The organism is Pseudomonas sp. LBUM1649 (genome assembly GCF_059716155.1).
Genome location: NZ_CP166807.1, coordinates 2,307,436 through 2,322,573, shown reverse-complemented (window position 1 = coordinate 2,322,573; position 15,138 = coordinate 2,307,436). Strand labels below are relative to the sequence as shown.

Here is a 15,138-nt window from a genome sequence, read left to right as displayed (position 1 = left end):
TCATTGCTCACGCTGCTCGCTCCGGCAGGTTTTGCGTTTTTCTGAAGAGTGTCTGCAACAGCTATTTCAGACAGACCCAAACCATTCACGCAGGACTGACGTGATGACCGAGTCCCTCCTCAGCTTCGAAGAACTCAAGCGCGCCGCTGCCTCCGGTGAGATCGACACTGTGCTGGTCTGCATGGTCGACATGCAGGGACGACTGGTCGGCAAACGGTTTCAGGTCGAGTTTTTCATCGACAGCGGCCATGAAGAAACTCACTGCTGCAATTACCTACTGGCCGACGACATCGACATGGAGCCGGTGCCGGGTTACACCGTGGCCAGCTGGAGCAAAGGCTATGGCGACTTTGTGCTCAAACCCGACATGGCCACGTTGCGACGGGTGCCCTGGCTTGAATGCACGGCGCTGGTGCTCTGCGATGTGCTCGATCATCACCATCGGCGCGACCTGCCACACAGCCCGCGGGCGATCCTGAAAAAGCAGATCGAGCGACTGCGCGAGCGCGGCTACACCGGCATGTTCGCCTCGGAACTGGAGTTCTACCTGTTCGACGAAAGCTACGAGGCCATCCACGAGCGCAACTACCACAACCCGAAGACGGCCGGCCACTACATCGAGGATTACAACATCCTGCAGACAACCCGCGAAGAGCCGGTGCTCCGGGCGATTCGCAAGCATCTGCAGGCATCTGGCATCCCCGTTGAAAACTCCAAGGGTGAATGGGGGCCGGGCCAGGAAGAGATCAACATTCGTTATGCCGATGCCCTGACCATGGCCGACCACCACGTCATCATCAAACACGCCTGCAAAGAGATCGCGCAATTGCAGGGCAAGGCGATCACCTTCATGGCCAAGTGGCGCTATGACGCCGCCGGCTCCAGCAGCCATATACATAATTCGCTGTGGGACAAAAATGCCAAGAAGCCGCTGTTCTTCGACCCCAAGGCTGAGTTTGGCATGTCGAAGCTGATGCGCGCCTGGGTTGCCGGGCAGCTCAAATATGCCAACGACATCACCTGTTTTCTCGCGCCCTACATCAATTCATACAAGCGTTTTCAGGCCGGCACTTTTGCGCCGACGCGGGCGGTATGGAGTCGGGACAATCGCACCGCAGGTTTTCGTTTGTGTGCCGAAGGCAGCAAAGCTATCCGCATCGAATGTCGCATCGGCGGCGCCGACCTCAACCCTTATCTGGCGTTCGCTGCCCTGATCGCTGCGGGCCTGGCCGGCATCGACGAGAAGCTCAACCTCGCACCGCCCTTCGAGGGCGATGCCTACCTCGACGAGCACTTGCCTGAAGTGTCGAAGACCCTGCGCGAAGCCTGCGCCGCGCTCCAGACCTCAACCATGTTGCGCGAGGCGTCCGGTGACGAAGTGATCGACCACTATGTACACACCGCCGAATGGGAGCAGAAAGAGTACGACCGGCGGATAACCGACTGGGAACTGCAGCGCGGCTTCGAGCGCTATTGAGACCATCATGACTTCGATGATTCAACTCATCTCTCCGGTCGATGGCCGGATCTATGCCGAACGCCGCTGCGCCGATGCGCCGATGCTGCGATGCTGCGATGCTCAAAGCCAACGTCCATGCTACCATCGCCCGCCGCCTGGGTATCTTCGACAAGGTCCTGACTGGCCAAGACTACCTCACCGGCGCCCAGTTCAGCGTGGCCGACGCCTACCTGTTCACCATCGTCAATTGGTCCGGCCTCATGGCCATCGACCTCACGCCCTGGCCGGCCGTCTCCGCCTTCCAGAAACGTGTTGGCGCCCGCCCCGCCGTTCAACAGGCATTGAAAGCCGAAGGCTTGATCTGATTTTCGATCCGGCGCTGCGGCCAGCACAAAAAAATGCCCAGTAATCCGGGCGGGTTTTCATCCCGTCTTCTTCTGCTGGCCATCGGAAGGCGACGCTAACTAGCCGGGAAATCCCCGGCCAGTCTTCTCAATGTTCAAGTCCGGGTTTAATGCACATGTACGTAGGTGCCGGGTGCGGTCTCCATCGGCGGGTGGTTCTGGTTGCCCAGCGCCAGCTGGGTTTCGGTTTGCTCACCCGAGCGCGCCTGAATCCAGCTCAGCCACTCTGGCCACCAGCTGCCATCGTGCTTCTGCGTGTCGAAATACCAGGCACGCGGGTCGGACGGCAGCTTGTCGTTCTCCAGGTAGCTAGCCTTGGGATTACCTGGCGGGTTGAGGATGCTCTGGATATGCCCGCTGTTGCATAGCACGAAGCGCCGGTCGCCACCGAGCAGCAGGGTCGAGCGATAGACCGCGTCCCAGGGCGTGATGTGGTCGTTGATGCCGGCGATGCTGAAGCTGTCGACTGTGACCTTCCGCAGGTCGGTCGGCATGCCGCAGACCTCCAAGCCGCCAGGGTGCGTGAAGGGGTTGTGTTTGAAGAAGTCCAGCAGATCGCCATGCAGGGCGGCCGGTAGGCGCGTGTTGTCGTTGTTCCAGTAGAGGATGTCGAAGGCTGGGGGTTGCTTGCCGAGCAGGTAGTTGTTGACCCAGTAGTTCCAGATCAGGTCATTCGGGCGCATCCAGGCGAACACTTTCGCCATGTCGTGGCCATCCAGCACACCTTGCTGATAGGAGCGACGCCTGGCGGCTTCCAGGGTTTGCTCATTGACAAACAACATCGCTGAGCTGTCGATCTGACTGTCCAGCAGGCTGACCAGATAGGTGGCGCTGGCGACTTTGCGTAGCTGTCGTTTGGCTTGCAGGTAACCTTGCAGGGCGGCGATGCTCAGGCCGCCAGCGCAGGCGCCCATCAGGTGGGCCGCTTTGCTGCCGCTGATGGCGCGGGTCACATCGAGGGCTTCTCCGATGGCCTGTACATAACGCGATAGGCCCCACTCGCGATGGCGAGCGTTCGGGTTGCGCCAGCTGACGATGAACACCTGCAAGCCGTTCTTCAGCGCGTACTGGACGAAGCTCTTCTCCGCGCCGAGGTCGAAGATGTAGTACTTGTTGATCTGCGGCGGCACGATCAGCAGCGGGCGGGCATACTGTGTTTCGCTCATCGGCTGGTACTGGATCAGCTCCAGCAGCTCGTTGCGGAACACCACGGCACCGGGGGTGGTGGCGATATTCCGACCGACTTCGAAGGCCTGCTTGCTGACCTGGCTGGGCATGCCGCCGTTGTGCCGCAGGTCGTCGAGCAGATGACCAATCCCCTTGAACAGGCTGGCGCCGCCGGTATTGAACAGCTCTTTGACCGCCAGCGGATTGAGCGGGTTGTTGGACGGCGACAGTGCATCGCCGAGCTGGGCCAAGATGAAGCGCGCGCGGGCTTGGTCGTCGGCCGCCAGGTTGCTCTCGTCGACCCAGGCGTTCAGTTGCTTCTGCCAGGCTAGATAGGCCTGCAGGCGGCGGCGGTAGAAGGGGTTGAGGTGCCAGGATGGGTCCTGGAAGCGCGTATCCTGGACGGGGGGTTGGTGCGACGTATCGCCGAGCAGCACGCGGCCCAGTTGGCCACCGAGGGCCAGAGCATGGCGGGCGCTGTGGATCGGCTGCTTGATGCCCTGCAGCGCCAGGGTACGCAGCGTGGGGAACAGACTGCGGCCACGCAGGCCGAATATTGTGCTTTGTTCTGCCTTCACAAAGGACGCGGATACGGGCAAGGCGCCTGCCGCTGGTTTCTTTCGCATGGACCACACTCCATCGTCGTATCGTCGTATCGCCATAGAGCCAAACAGAAAGCACTTGTACCAAGGCGCGCCAAACTGCCGCGCGAATTGTCAACCCAGAGCCACGCCACTCTAGCGGAACAAGTGGTTATGCACCGCACTGTGACTATAGATACGGTCACTGGCTGCGTAGCGGTGCCGGCTGCCCAGCGGCGGCGTGCTCTTCGGCTTGACCAGGCTGGAAGCCGGCTGCAGAAAGCCGAGTAAGGCCTGCTGGGTGTCGTGCCAGGCCGCCGGGTGTTCCATATCGAGGAAGTGCCCAGCGTTCTTGATTGTATGGAACCGGGACTGACGGGCATGACCGACAAAAAAGCGGGCGTCATCCACCGAGGTGTACTCATCCCATTCGCCGTTGACAAACAGCAGCGGGACTTCGATGGCATCGGCACAGGCGACGTAGCACTGGGTGTCTTGGGTCAGCACCTCATTGATGTGGAAATGCATCTGCCTGTATTCGTGTTCGGCCAGGCTGCTGACATGGCGGTAATTAAAGCGTTTGAACAGCGATGGCAGGTGCTTGCCAATAGTGCTGTTGATCAAGCGACCGACATTGAGACGATCGCAGGCATGGAGAAAGTTCAGGCCGCTCTCCAGATAATCGCGCATCGGCGTATTGATCCGCGCTGCGAATGAATTGATCACCGCCTTCTCGATTCGTCGCGGCTGTTGGGCCAGCGCCAGCAAGGTAGCCGCTCCGCCCCAGGAAAACGACAGCACATGGTGTGCGCAGAAGTGCTCGATCAGTTCCAGCAGTATCTCTGCCTCGTCTTCCTTGCGGATCGGTTGGCCGTGGCGGTTATGCGGTCGCGACTGGCCGGCGTAGGGCTGGTCGTAGAGAACCACATTGAATCGCGGCTGCAGGTAACGCACCGTTTGGGCGAAGGATGTGGTGGTTGCCAGCGAGCCATTGACCAGAATGATGGTCTTGTCAGCGGCGGTGTTGAGATAGCATTCGGTATAAACCTTGTACTTCTTGCAAATCTCGACGATGGCAGTTTTCGGCTTCATGTCGTTATCCTTCTGGCACAAGTTGGGCTCAGCGGACAGCGTGAGCGGCTGTTTGCAGAACCATATGTAGGCAGCAGAACGCTTAGCCCCGACAGTTGACTGCCAGGCAGTTATATTAATAACTTATTAATTTTCAACTAGTTACGGATATCAATCGGGTAATTCTCGTGCGCCAAGCACTGGATCCCCCCCGTTTTACCAGGCAGCCCAGACAAACAACAACAGCGCGAGGGCTCTTATATGGCCGCTCATATGGCCGCTGCGACTATGGAGTCACCAAACGACCAAATGTCCAGAGTTAAGCAGGCGACTACTCCACATGCAAGCGTGCAAACGAACTATTCCGACGAGCCGTGAGCTATGTGTGACATTTCGCAATAGATGCAACTTGCGGATTCCACGCCATCCGGCCACCCAGCCCACCAACATCCGGCCACCTGTTCCACGATCATCCGGCCGGGCAGTCGGAGCGCAGCGACGCAGGTTTGCATTGTTAGTCTGAAGTCTCTGTCGCCGTCAATTTCGTTGCGCGTCTGCGCATCGATTCGCCCTTCAGTTCGATCCGATAAGCGTTGTGCACCAGCCGGTCGAGGATCGCATCGCCCAAGGTCGGATCGCCGATCAGCGCGTGCCATTTGTCCACTGGCATCTGGCTGGTCACTAGCGTCGAGCGGTTACCGTAGCGGTCGTCCAGCAGTTCAAGCATGTCGCGCCGTTGCGCAGCGGTAAACGGCGCCAGGCCCCAGTCGTCCAGGATCAGCAAGTCAGTCTTGGCATAACCCGCCATCAGTTTCGCGAAGCGGCCGTCGCCGTGGGCCAGGCCTAGTTCTTCCATCAAGCGCGGCAAGCGCAGATAACGCACGCTGTAACCGTCGCGGCAGGCCTTATGAGCCAGCGCGCAGGCGAGCCAGGTTTTGCCTACGCCAGTTGGGCCGCCGATGATCAGGTTCAGACCATCGCGCAGCCACTGGCCGCTGCCCAGTTGCAGGATCAAGGCCTTGTCCAAGCCACGCGGACTGCGATAGTCAATGTCTTCCAGGCAGGCGTTATGGCGCAGTCGGGCCGCCTTGAGGCGAGTAGTCAGGCGGGCGTCTTCGCGCTCGGTCAGCTCGCGATCGACCATCAGACCGAGGCGTTCGTCGAAGCTGAGATCGTTGATGTCAGGCGTTGCGTGTTGTTCGCCAAGGGCCTTGATCATGCCGTGCAGGCGCAGGGTTTGCAGCTTGTCGAGTGTCGGGTTGGGCAGCATTTTGGTGCTCCTTTTTCAGGTCAGTGGTAGTAGCCAGGGCCGCGCAGGTTGATGTGTTCTTCAGGCAGTAACGGCAGGTTTTGCTGGGCCAGCGGCAGCCGTTCCAGCCCTTGGCGCAGGATCGATTCCAGGCTTTTGTAGCTGCACGCGCCCAGTGCCAGTGCTCGCTGGCAAGCGGCTTCCAGCCGCTCTTCGCCGTGCTGTTTGCTCAGGCGCAGGATCCCCAGGCAGGCGCGGAAGCCGTGCTGCGGATGGATCCGGCGTTCGAGGATGTAGGCGATGACACCAGCGGTGTTCGGCCCGGTCTGCTCAGCCCAGTGGATCAGTCGCTGCGGCGTCCATTCGGCATGTTCGCGGTGACTTTTGGGCATGTGCTCGGTTTGGGTGGTGTGGCGGCCTTTGTGCGGTGAGCGCAGATGGCTGGCTACCCGCTGGTTGGCGTGGAAGCACTCGACAGTCCTAGCGGTTAGCCGCACTTCGAGTTGGTGCTTCACCAGCTGGTATGGCACCGAGTAGTAATGACCATCGACCTCGACGTGGTAGTCGATGTGCACCCGCACCTTTTTCCATTCGGCGTAGACATACGGATGTTCTGGTAGCGGTTGCAGTGCGGGTTGGTCGATGGTCTCGAAGGCTGAGCGCCGTGAGCCGGGCAGCTTCTTGAAGGGCTTCTGATTGAGGCGATCGAGCAGCAGCGCGATGGCTGTGTTGAGTTCGCCCAAGGAGAAGAACTGGCGGTTGCGCAGCACCGCCAGGATCCAGCGCTCGACTACCTGTACGCCGACTTCAACCTTGGCTTTGTCCTTGGGTTTACGCGAGCGCGCGGGCAGCACAGCTACGCCGTAATGCTCGGCGAGATCGCGGTAACTGGGGTTGATATCCGGCTCATAGCGATGCGCCTTGGTGACGCCGCTGCGCAGATTGTCCGGTACCAGGATCTGCGATGTACCGCCGAGAAAGGCGAAGCAGCGCACGTGCGAGCCCAGCCAGTCGGGCAGTTTCTGCGACCAGGTGGCCTCGGCGAAGGTGTAGCTGGACGCGCCGAGGACGGCGACGAAGATCTGCGTTTGGCGGATCTCGCCGGTTCGCCGATCAATGACTGGCACGGTCTGGCCGGCGTAGTCGACAAACAGCTTTTCGCCGGCGCGATGTTCCTGGCGCATGACCACATCGATCTTCGCGGCCCAGAGGCGGTAGTGCTCGCAGAACCAGCTGTACTGGAAGCCTTGCGGGTGGGTGAGCCGATACTCTTGCCAAAGCAGGGCCAGGGTGACGCCGGGGCGACGTAACTCGGCATGGACATGAGCCCAGTCCGGCATCGGGCGTTGGTCGCTGGGAACATCGGGCGGAGGCGGAAAAAGGCGCCGTTGCAACTCAACGTCGCTCAAAGCACACGGCCAAATCAGCCCGCTGGCAGCAAAGCGATTGAGGTACTCACCGATGGTCGCGCGACCCACTTCCAAGCTGACAGCGATCTGGCGAGCAGACAGGCCGACCTCGAATTTGAGACGTAGCACTTCCTTAATTTTACGCATGGATAACCGCTCCACGACGACCTCTCTGCTTCGATAAAAGAGGTCGATGGTAATGAATTAATCCTGCGTTGCTGCCTGCCTTATGAGTGGCCGGATGGCCGTGGAATGGGTGGCCGGATCATCGTGGAATCAGTGGCCGGATGTTCATGGAATAGATGGCCGGATGCCCGTGGAATCCGCATGCAACTGATCGGAAATAGATGCAACTGCCGGGTAAAGCTTCACCACGAGTGATTTCACGTAGAAGCCAGACGCTCCGCGGTGTTGCGCCTTTCGCCTGGCAAGGTCAGTTGTGTTTCTCGCCAGTAACCGAAAGCATCGCCCGCCCCGTGGCCCAGGCACTGGAATGCGCCAATACCATCGCTAATGGCGATCTTCGGGAAATGTCGCTGGACGCCGGCGGAGACGATGAGGCGGCACAACTGCTAAGGGCAGTGGCCATCTTGCGGGAAAGCCTGAGTCTTACCTTGGCCGGGATTTCTCAGACAGCGGGCCAGCTTTCTAGCGCCGCCAAAAAGCTGAGCATGCTGGTCAGCAACAGCAACGATGACCTTCAAGCCCAGAACAGTGAATTGGAACAGGCCGCAACAGCCATCACCGAGATAAGCCAGGCAGTTGACGGGGGGGCATATGGGCGACACTGGATAGCAACTTCGGTCCAAGGGCACTCCACGATGATTTCCGTACTTGAGTTGCGCCATGTCATTGAAAGTGGATTCAAGCCGTTTTCCTGCAACTGCACCGTAAACCCGGATGGTTCACTGATGATCAAGGTCTTCGACCCATCCACAGAACGTATTGAATTCCTTGCCACAGCCGTATCCGCCGAAAATCTGACCTCCAACCAGGCGATCGCGAATCTGGTACTTGAGCGGCACAGCGAGATGAGCTCGAGAAAAACTTCTTTCCATGTAAGTAGGCGGCTTCCGCAACGTAACTTCGCCGTTCCCTAGCGCTCCGTACTCGAACTCAGCATCGTTTGATGAAGCTGTATCGCGCTTTCACGCTGCGGGTCGGCAGGATCGAGTGTCTTCAGTTGTTCCTCGAAACGACCAAGGCTCAAAATCACCCAAGGTTCCGGGTAGTGGCGTAGAAGGGACTTCGCACCCTGACGAACAGACTCCGGAAGAGACTGATCCGCCAACAACTCACGCAAAAAATCACCTGTTTGGATAATACTGCGGCTCCGCTCATGGGGCATCGTCATCTCGCCGTCCTCTCAACAAATCCTGACCTTAGTCCAGTATGCGCGAGATGACACACAGTCCGGAGGGTTGCCCGCGACGCCGAGGAAGCCAAGCTCGGTGATCAGAAGCTGAAGCTGGCCATTCATGAAATGGACTGCCTGGCTGCCGAAGTGTCCTTGTGTGCGAAGTCCATCCAAGCACTTCAAGGTGAATGCCACCGACTGGCGGCGTGCTGACCGTGATCAAATCGCTTGCCGAGCAGACTAACCTGCTCGCACTCAAGGCTGCAATTGAGGCCGCTCGTGCCGGGCAAGCAGGTTCTGGACTCGAGGTTGCAGACGAGTTAAGAGCACTGGCTCAGCGTACGCAGAACGCGGCTACCCGCCCAGTTCATCCGAGTCGCTTACGCGCCGTCGACTCATTCAAAAAGTACTGCAAGAAAGCGATGACAAGTTTACAGCCCGCGGCGATGATCTTGGAGCTCAGAGCCCTCTCGCCAGCTCAGGCTGAATTCGAACGGCCGAGGACCATACCCTACGGGCCTGGAGACTGATGTAATCGCAGACCACTACACTCCAAGGTACACAAAACCTTTTTCACTGACTCCGCGATTGAGGCCTTCAGTAGGGTTGAAAACTCAGCATTTGCGGGCAAGCCTTTAAGGGATAATGGGCATGCAATTAAGAAATGGGCGGCTCTCAAATTAGTCGGGGGCATCCTCTCAACACATCCCTTTTTTTTCAGCTACGGACTTTGATTTCGTTGTGTAGAAAGCCCACGCTCTCCGTCAAGAATTGAATTCTGGAGCCCGCTCCGGGCTTTATGCTGTGGTTCCAAACAGGGTACCGACGCCTGCTGCCACCGCCATCGAGAGCGCACTCCAAAAAGTCACACGTAAAACACCTTTTTTAATATTCGCCCCGCCGACCTTGGCCGCCAAGCCACCAAGAATGGCAAGAAAGACCAACGACGCGCCGACGATGACCGGGATAAGACGTCCTTGTGGAACCACCACGACAACGAGTAATGGTAGTGCCGCACCTACGCCAAAGCTTAGCGCAGATGCAAGCGCAGCCTGCAACGGCTTTGCACTCATTGTATCTGTGATTCCCAACTCATCGCGGGCATGCGCACCCAAGGCATCGTGATCCATCAGTTTAGTAGCGACCTCTTTTGCAAGCGGCGCATCAAGTCCCCGTCCAACATAAATTCCTGTCAGTTCACGATTCTCGCCCTTCGGATTTTCCTGAATCTCAATTCGCTCCGTCTCCAGGGCCGCCGCTTCCGTGTCGGCTTGGGACTGCACGGAAACGTACTCCCCGGTTGCCATCGACATAGCACCGGCGACGAGAGCCGAGACACCCGCCACAAGAATGCTGCTGTGAGTTGCGTGTGAGGCGGCTACGCCCAGAATCAGACTTGAAGTTGAAACGATTCCGTCATTGGCCCCCAGTACCGCAGCGCGCAGCCAACCAATGTTGTCTATCGTGTGTTTCTCTTTATGACGCACTACCATTCTGGAATTCTCCGTGTGAAAAATTGCATTAGGTCGGGTCACTCTGGTGTCATGAGGCAGCTTGAAGATAGATGACGCGTGCTGGTGAGGGTTCAGGATGTAGGGGATGCACTGCCCTTTGACTTCAGGACTATCGCGCCATCAATCACCTCGATGATCAGCTCGTCACCAAGGCCTAAGCCCAAACTGGTAAGTAGTTCTGGTGGCAAGTCGACGATGACGTCGCCACTTCCATCTGCGGTGTCTTGGCACGTGACTGTCCAGCTTTGGGTTTCGCTCATGATCCGACTCACGCTGCATCGCTGGAGACGCTTCATTATGCTCGTGATTTGTTATACGTGGATGGATGATATTCACTGATCTCTCCAAATACTCAGGCGAGCGCGACTGGTCGATAGTTGCCTGTCAGGAAGGCAGTGAGCGATCAGAATGGGCCACTTGTATGTGGCTGACGTGACCCCGACGAACCACCTTCACACGTTACGTGATTTGCCGGATGCTGTAGGACAAATGCCGAACCTAAAAAGGCGACCCATGTTTGCTGAAGTTACGCGCGCTAATGCTTACGGTGCTTACCGGGCGCGACTGGAAGCGTTACTCACCATTGGCCTTGATCCAACCATGTACGGTACCCACACGCTACGGAGAACCAAGGCATCGTTGATCTATCGCAGGACGAAGAACCTGAGAGCTGTCCAACTCCTGCTTGGTCATACGAAGCTTGAAAGCACTGTCAGATACCTGGGAATCGAGGTCGATGATGCTCTGGAAATGGCAGAACAGACGGAGGTCTGATCATCCATAGTGACGGTCGATGCTAGACCGTCGCTATCCGACCCATAGCTGTCAGTCGTGACAGGCAGAAATCGGCCAAAAGCCGCCATTCAATCTGTATTCAGTTCCGCAAGATACGTCGCTGTTCGACGATGGTTACTCTCCCTCTTCCCTGCGCCCTGCATAAAAGAGATGCGCAAAACCCTGCAGTGCCGTGTCCACGAAACGCTCATCGCTAGTGCCAGCGGGGAACTGCATAACGCCATGTATTACCAGCGACGCCAGTCCGTGCATGTGTGACCAGCCAGCAAGGGCAGCTCCCCGTACCTCCCGGCTTTCAACGTCAAGCCTGAGAATCTCCGCGATGATGCGCTTGTTTTCACCAAATGCGTCTTCGCGGGCCACGCGAAGCTCCGGGATCATTTCTCCAGAGGCGAATTCAGGGCCGAACATGAGTTGGTAAAGCGCCGGGTTGCTCCGTGCGAAGCTGAAGTAGGCCATCCATGCCTCTCGAAGTTTCTGCTCCTCCGTGGCGGCTAAATCCCTGGCAGCTAGCACCTTGGCAAGTTCTCGAAAACCTTGGGCGGCAAGATGCCCGAGGAGTTCGGTCCGGTTTGCATAATGGTGGTAGGCGGCGGTGGCGCTGACCCCGACCCTTTCGGAAACGGCGCGTAACGAGAGCTTGGTGGGTCCCACCTCCTCGAGCATTTCCCAGGCGGCACTAAGCAGCAGCGGCGCAAGATTTCCCACGTGGTAGGTACCGCGTGTTCGTACGTTCGTTTTCGCCATCATCTACTCGATTCCAGAAAGTGGTGGTAGGCCCTACGGGCGGGCGTCTTCATGGCGAAATCCTAACATGGCTAAGTATCTTGACACCGATAAGATACGAGCCTAGCCTCAGCTCACAACAGCCTAAGGAGAATTCATGTTCCTCTCGATTTTCCGATCGAAGAACTCGAATCCTCCTTTAGTGACCCCCGCCGCCGGGCAGAGCGTGCATCTGATCGGTGGTGCCGATGCTGCAACTGAACTGGACGCCAAGCGTCGGATCAACCACGGCTCGCGAGTGGCCGCGGAGCTCTGATCTGCCTCCCCAGAACACCAACTCCAACACAAGTGATCGAGAGGAATTGAAAATGTCTGAGCTCAAACTACACCCCCAGGCCAACGTATCCCTTCAGCGCTGGCACACCATGATGGCGCAAGGCGACCTGAGCGCTTTGCCTGACCTGCTGGACTCGCAGGTCGTTTTCCGCTCCCTGGCGCACACCCCATATTCTGGAGCACCCGTGGTATCGACGATCCTCAATACCGTGATTAAGGTGTTCGAGGACTTCACCTATCACCGCGAACTAGCGACTGCCGACGCTCTCAGCGTGGTGCTGGAGTTCAGCGCGCGTGTCGGCGGCCGGGAGCTTAAGGGCATCGATATGATCCGCTTCAACGAGCAAGGCAAGATCGTCGATTTCGAGGTGATGATCCGACCGCTGAGCGGCGCGCAGGCTCTGGGTGAGGAGATGGGGCGGCGCCTGGGCGCTTATCTTGCAGCCCGCAAGAGCTGACCCAAGGTGGTCCCAGTTCCGTTGAGGGGAAGAAAGCGTCCCTATTTCCTCGATGGGTTCGAGGAGCTGCTGATTGCAGATCAACGTGATGAGTCTCTCGGAGCACGTATCTAGGCTCTCATGCTGAACTCTCGGGTAATTCAATAGAGTCAGCCCTCAAACTCAATACGATTACCCCAGTTTGCGGGATGATTGAAGTCACACTCAGCATCCCGTTTTTTCTGGCCACTATTGATTTTAAGGTTGCTCTTACGGTCAACAGAGGATAACCATGTCGAGAATAAACGTGATATCCGGTGACTTTCTGGCAGGCGACGCCGAGTTTCAATCAGGGCTGTTCACCTTAAAATCAGTATTAAAACCGTCTCTTAAATTAACGATACCCATATCAAACATTAAGGAATTGGAAGCAGCAACCGAAGAAGTCTTAAAAAATCAAGCAAGCATTATTCGATGGAGCCTGGCTGGAGTATTACTTTTAGGGCCGATCGGGCTAGTTGCAGGCTGGTTGCTATGTGATAAAGAAAGGGAAATAACTGTTTTGTAGGGGCAAGTCCAATAACCTTCTTCGTAATGTTCAAGGATGGCCGCTACCTTCTTGCTACAACAGATATCGACACTTACTCCAAGATCTCCCAAACCCCCACAAGTAACACGCAACTACTTTCCCCTTCAAAGGCAGCTCTATAGCGGCAGGCCATCGTGTCCCTCCAGCGCTGGCACACCATGATTGCGCAAGGCGACCTGAGCGCTTTGTGACCTGAGGACTCGCAGCCGCTTTCCGCTCCACATGGCGCACATCCCGTATCCTGGAGCGCCCGTGGTATCCTTTCTCAGAGACAGTTCTGAGTGTCAGCAAAGGGTCCAGAGTGTGTAAAAACGCTTCGCCAAAATTGAGGTGTGCGCGTCTACGTTAAATCTGAAATTTATCGGCACGTCAGCAGATGTGGATTTTGCGTAGAAGCGCGATTCCAGTCCGGTTTTGAGTGCCTGTCGCGCTGAAAAACGTTTTTACACAGCCTCGGTCGAATGCAGCCGTTGGATTACCTTTGCGAAGCATACGTGGGGATAGGGGTAGGTGTCAGGCTCCCACTGAAAGAGGGGACTAGGGTCCCCTCGTTCTACTGCATTAATGCAACGCTTGAATCAGGGAGTTGAAGAAAACACCCTGCTCGCCATACAACACATCAGGTCCTTCAGCGTGCTCCCAAGTGGACCACTGGACCATAATCAAATTTTCCTTCTGATTGATTGCGATCGCTTGGCCGAAAATGCCATATGCCCAAAAGGTTTCGTCTGAATTAAAGGTACTTGTAGGTGCATAGGAAGCCTCATCACCGGGCGCAAAGCCCATATACCACCACTGATAACCATACTGACCCTTCGGAGCCCATGGCTTTACGGATCCGTCTGCGTTAGTCCAATCCGTAGAACGCTTTATCCAGTCGCCAGGCAGGACATGTTCGCCGTTAGAAAGTACGCCATTATTGGCCACAAACAGACCGAAGCGACCCCAATCTCGCAATGTTGCGTTGAAGCCATAGCCACCCATATCAACTTTTCCGGGTTTAAGCGCATACCAAACACCGTCTCGCTCCATTCCAGCTGGCTGCCACACTTTTTTCTCCAAGTATCTGGCGATGGTCATTCCGGTTGCACGTTCCAAAACCAAACCTACCAGCCAAGCTCCACCAGTGTTGTAACTCCAGCGCTCTCCTGGTTTTACACCGGGGTTTCGGGCGAGGCCGCTAACGAGCGAGAGGATACAACTGTAAGGATCTTTAGCCGTCTCGCATAAAATCATCTTGGAAACATCGGAGTTGGGATCAGCGTAACCCTCACTCCATTGTATGCCGGAAGTATGTCGCATGAGTTGGTGCAGCGTTACTCCTTCCCATGCCGTACCTTCTAGCTCGGGAATATATTTCGTGATCAACGTATCAACCGATTCGATGGCATGGTCTTTTATCGCCGCACCAATGAGTACAGATACAATGGATTTAGCAACTGATCTGGATGTCCAAAGCGTCGTCTCATTAACGCTGTCACCGTAATGCTCCAGGACAATTTTGCCGTTCTTTATTACCAGCAATCCCGCAACGCTTTGATTTTTCAGGTAGTCGCTAATGCCAAGTTTTTTGTTGTCTAACTTATATTCCACATTTGAAATAGATTGACCGACCGGTAGCTTTTGTATGTTATTTTCGGAACTTAAAAAAACATCACCACCATAAAGGTGGTACATATTTTTAGAACCAACAACCCTTTCACTCTGACTCCAGGTAAGCTTTTTTTAGGGTCAGGAATAATTCTATCGAGCGGTTCCGGACAAGAGTGCATCATATAACCATAGCAAGCCACAAGAGGGCTGGCATAAGCTTCCTGCCAAAGTAAACTGCCGATAAGCAAGCTGAAAATTTTTATTGACTTGATCGCGCTATTGGACATTATTATTTTCATGGCGAGCCTCAATGAACTATTAAGCGCATCCACTCATAGCCTCATCTGTTGGTTATTGCGGGATTCCGCTTGATCAATATAGTTATCGGATCAAATATTCCAAGTTGAAATCATCAAAAACATGTAATTTCGAAATACCAATTTGAGGCAAA

General features: G+C 56.4%; 15 protein-coding genes and 3 pseudogenes. 8 read left to right on the top strand and 10 right to left on the bottom strand.

Features of this window, described 5'->3' with window-relative positions:
* The first annotated feature begins 103 nt into the window (after positions 1–103).
* Both ACA058_RS10835 and ACA058_RS10830 read left to right on the top strand, forming a co-directional pair.
* Positions 104–1,477 (top strand): glutamine synthetase family protein, encoded by a 1,374-nt coding sequence (locus ACA058_RS10835; protein ID WP_497639069.1) that lies wholly within the window; start codon positions 104–106, stop codon positions 1,475–1,477.
* A 53-nt stretch (positions 1,478–1,530) separates the two neighbouring features.
* A complete protein-coding gene (locus ACA058_RS10830; RefSeq protein WP_497639068.1) occupies positions 1,531–1,824 on the top strand; it encodes a glutathione binding-like protein in 294 nt (97 codons plus the stop codon).
* 146 nt (positions 1,825–1,970) lie between these two features.
* On the opposite strand, the gene phaC is transcribed toward ACA058_RS10830, so the two are convergent.
* The 4 genes from phaC to istA form a co-directional block, all read right to left on the bottom strand.
* Positions 1,971–3,656, bottom strand: a complete 1,686-nt coding sequence (phaC, locus tag ACA058_RS10825) for a class II poly(R)-hydroxyalkanoic acid synthase (RefSeq protein ID WP_497639067.1) — start codon at positions 3,654–3,656, stop codon at positions 1,971–1,973.
* Positions 3,657–3,767: 111 nt separating this feature from the next.
* Positions 3,768–4,703: an alpha/beta fold hydrolase gene (locus ACA058_RS10820; protein ID WP_497639066.1), complete on the bottom strand. Its 936-nt coding sequence runs from the start codon at positions 4,701–4,703 to the stop codon at positions 3,768–3,770.
* Positions 4,704–5,196: 493 nt separating this feature from the next.
* Positions 5,197–5,952 (bottom strand): IS21-like element ISPsy14 family helper ATPase IstB, encoded by a 756-nt coding sequence (gene istB / locus ACA058_RS10815; protein WP_024264899.1) that lies wholly within the window; start codon positions 5,950–5,952, stop codon positions 5,197–5,199.
* A gap of 20 nt (positions 5,953–5,972) precedes the next feature.
* A complete protein-coding gene (gene istA, locus ACA058_RS10810; protein WP_497635052.1) occupies positions 5,973–7,487 on the bottom strand; it encodes an IS21 family transposase in 1,515 nt (504 codons plus the stop codon).
* A gap of 200 nt (positions 7,488–7,687) precedes the next feature.
* Between istA and ACA058_RS10805 the strand changes: the two genes are divergently transcribed.
* Positions 7,688–8,440: a DUF1652 domain-containing protein gene (locus ACA058_RS10805; protein ID WP_497639065.1), complete on the top strand. Its 753-nt coding sequence runs from the start codon at positions 7,688–7,690 to the stop codon at positions 8,438–8,440.
* Here ACA058_RS10805 and ACA058_RS10800 read toward each other — a convergent pair.
* Complete coding sequence (locus ACA058_RS10800) at positions 8,437–8,694, bottom strand: BPSL0761 family protein (protein WP_497639063.1); 258 nt, start codon at positions 8,692–8,694, stop codon at positions 8,437–8,439. The genes ACA058_RS10805 and ACA058_RS10800 overlap by 4 nt on opposite strands.
* Before the next feature lie 209 nt (positions 8,695–8,903).
* Between ACA058_RS10800 and ACA058_RS10795 the strand changes: the two are divergent.
* Positions 8,904–9,050 (top strand): annotated as a pseudogene (locus ACA058_RS10795) (methyl-accepting chemotaxis protein); the annotation flags it as partial.
* A gap of 444 nt (positions 9,051–9,494) precedes the next feature.
* On the opposite strand, the gene ACA058_RS10790 reads toward ACA058_RS10795, so the two are convergent.
* Both ACA058_RS10790 and ACA058_RS10785 read right to left on the bottom strand, forming a co-directional pair.
* Positions 9,495–10,190: a VIT1/CCC1 transporter family protein gene (locus ACA058_RS10790; protein WP_497639062.1), complete on the bottom strand. Its 696-nt coding sequence runs from the start codon at positions 10,188–10,190 to the stop codon at positions 9,495–9,497.
* 92 nt (positions 10,191–10,282) lie between these two features.
* Positions 10,283–10,471 (bottom strand): AbrB/MazE/SpoVT family DNA-binding domain-containing protein, encoded by a 189-nt coding sequence (locus ACA058_RS10785; protein WP_497639060.1) that lies wholly within the window; start codon positions 10,469–10,471, stop codon positions 10,283–10,285.
* Positions 10,472–10,790: 319 nt separating this feature from the next.
* Here ACA058_RS10785 and ACA058_RS10780 point away from each other — a divergent pair.
* Positions 10,791–10,985, top strand: a pseudogene (locus tag ACA058_RS10780) (tyrosine-type recombinase/integrase); the annotation flags it as partial.
* A 135-nt stretch (positions 10,986–11,120) separates the two neighbouring features.
* Here ACA058_RS10780 and ACA058_RS10775 read toward each other — a convergent pair.
* Positions 11,121–11,753 (bottom strand): TetR/AcrR family transcriptional regulator, encoded by a 633-nt coding sequence (locus ACA058_RS10775; RefSeq protein ID WP_497639912.1) that lies wholly within the window; start codon positions 11,751–11,753, stop codon positions 11,121–11,123.
* Positions 11,754–11,943: 190 nt separating this feature from the next.
* Between ACA058_RS10775 and ACA058_RS10770 the strand changes: the two are divergent.
* The 3 genes and pseudogenes from ACA058_RS10770 to ACA058_RS10760 form a co-directional block, all read left to right on the top strand.
* Positions 11,944–12,048: pseudogene (locus ACA058_RS10770) on the top strand (hypothetical protein); the annotation flags it as partial.
* A 52-nt stretch (positions 12,049–12,100) separates the two neighbouring features.
* The gene (locus tag ACA058_RS10765) at positions 12,101–12,526 is read left to right on the top strand and encodes a nuclear transport factor 2 family protein (protein ID WP_497639059.1); all 426 of its coding nucleotides are present in this window, start codon (positions 12,101–12,103) and stop codon (positions 12,524–12,526) included.
* Between the two features lie 271 nt (positions 12,527–12,797).
* Positions 12,798–13,073, top strand: a complete 276-nt coding sequence (locus tag ACA058_RS10760) for a hypothetical protein (protein ID WP_497639057.1) — start codon at positions 12,798–12,800, stop codon at positions 13,071–13,073.
* A gap of 582 nt (positions 13,074–13,655) precedes the next feature.
* On the opposite strand, the gene ACA058_RS10755 is transcribed toward ACA058_RS10760, so the two are convergent.
* A complete protein-coding gene (locus ACA058_RS10755; RefSeq protein ID WP_497639056.1) occupies positions 13,656–14,771 on the bottom strand; it encodes a serine hydrolase domain-containing protein in 1,116 nt (371 codons plus the stop codon).
* A complete protein-coding gene (locus ACA058_RS10750) occupies positions 14,738–14,986 on the bottom strand; it encodes a hypothetical protein (protein ID WP_497639054.1) in 249 nt (82 codons plus the stop codon). The genes ACA058_RS10755 and ACA058_RS10750 overlap by 34 nt, the downstream gene beginning before the upstream one ends.
* Positions 14,987–15,138: the final 152 nt, after the last annotated feature.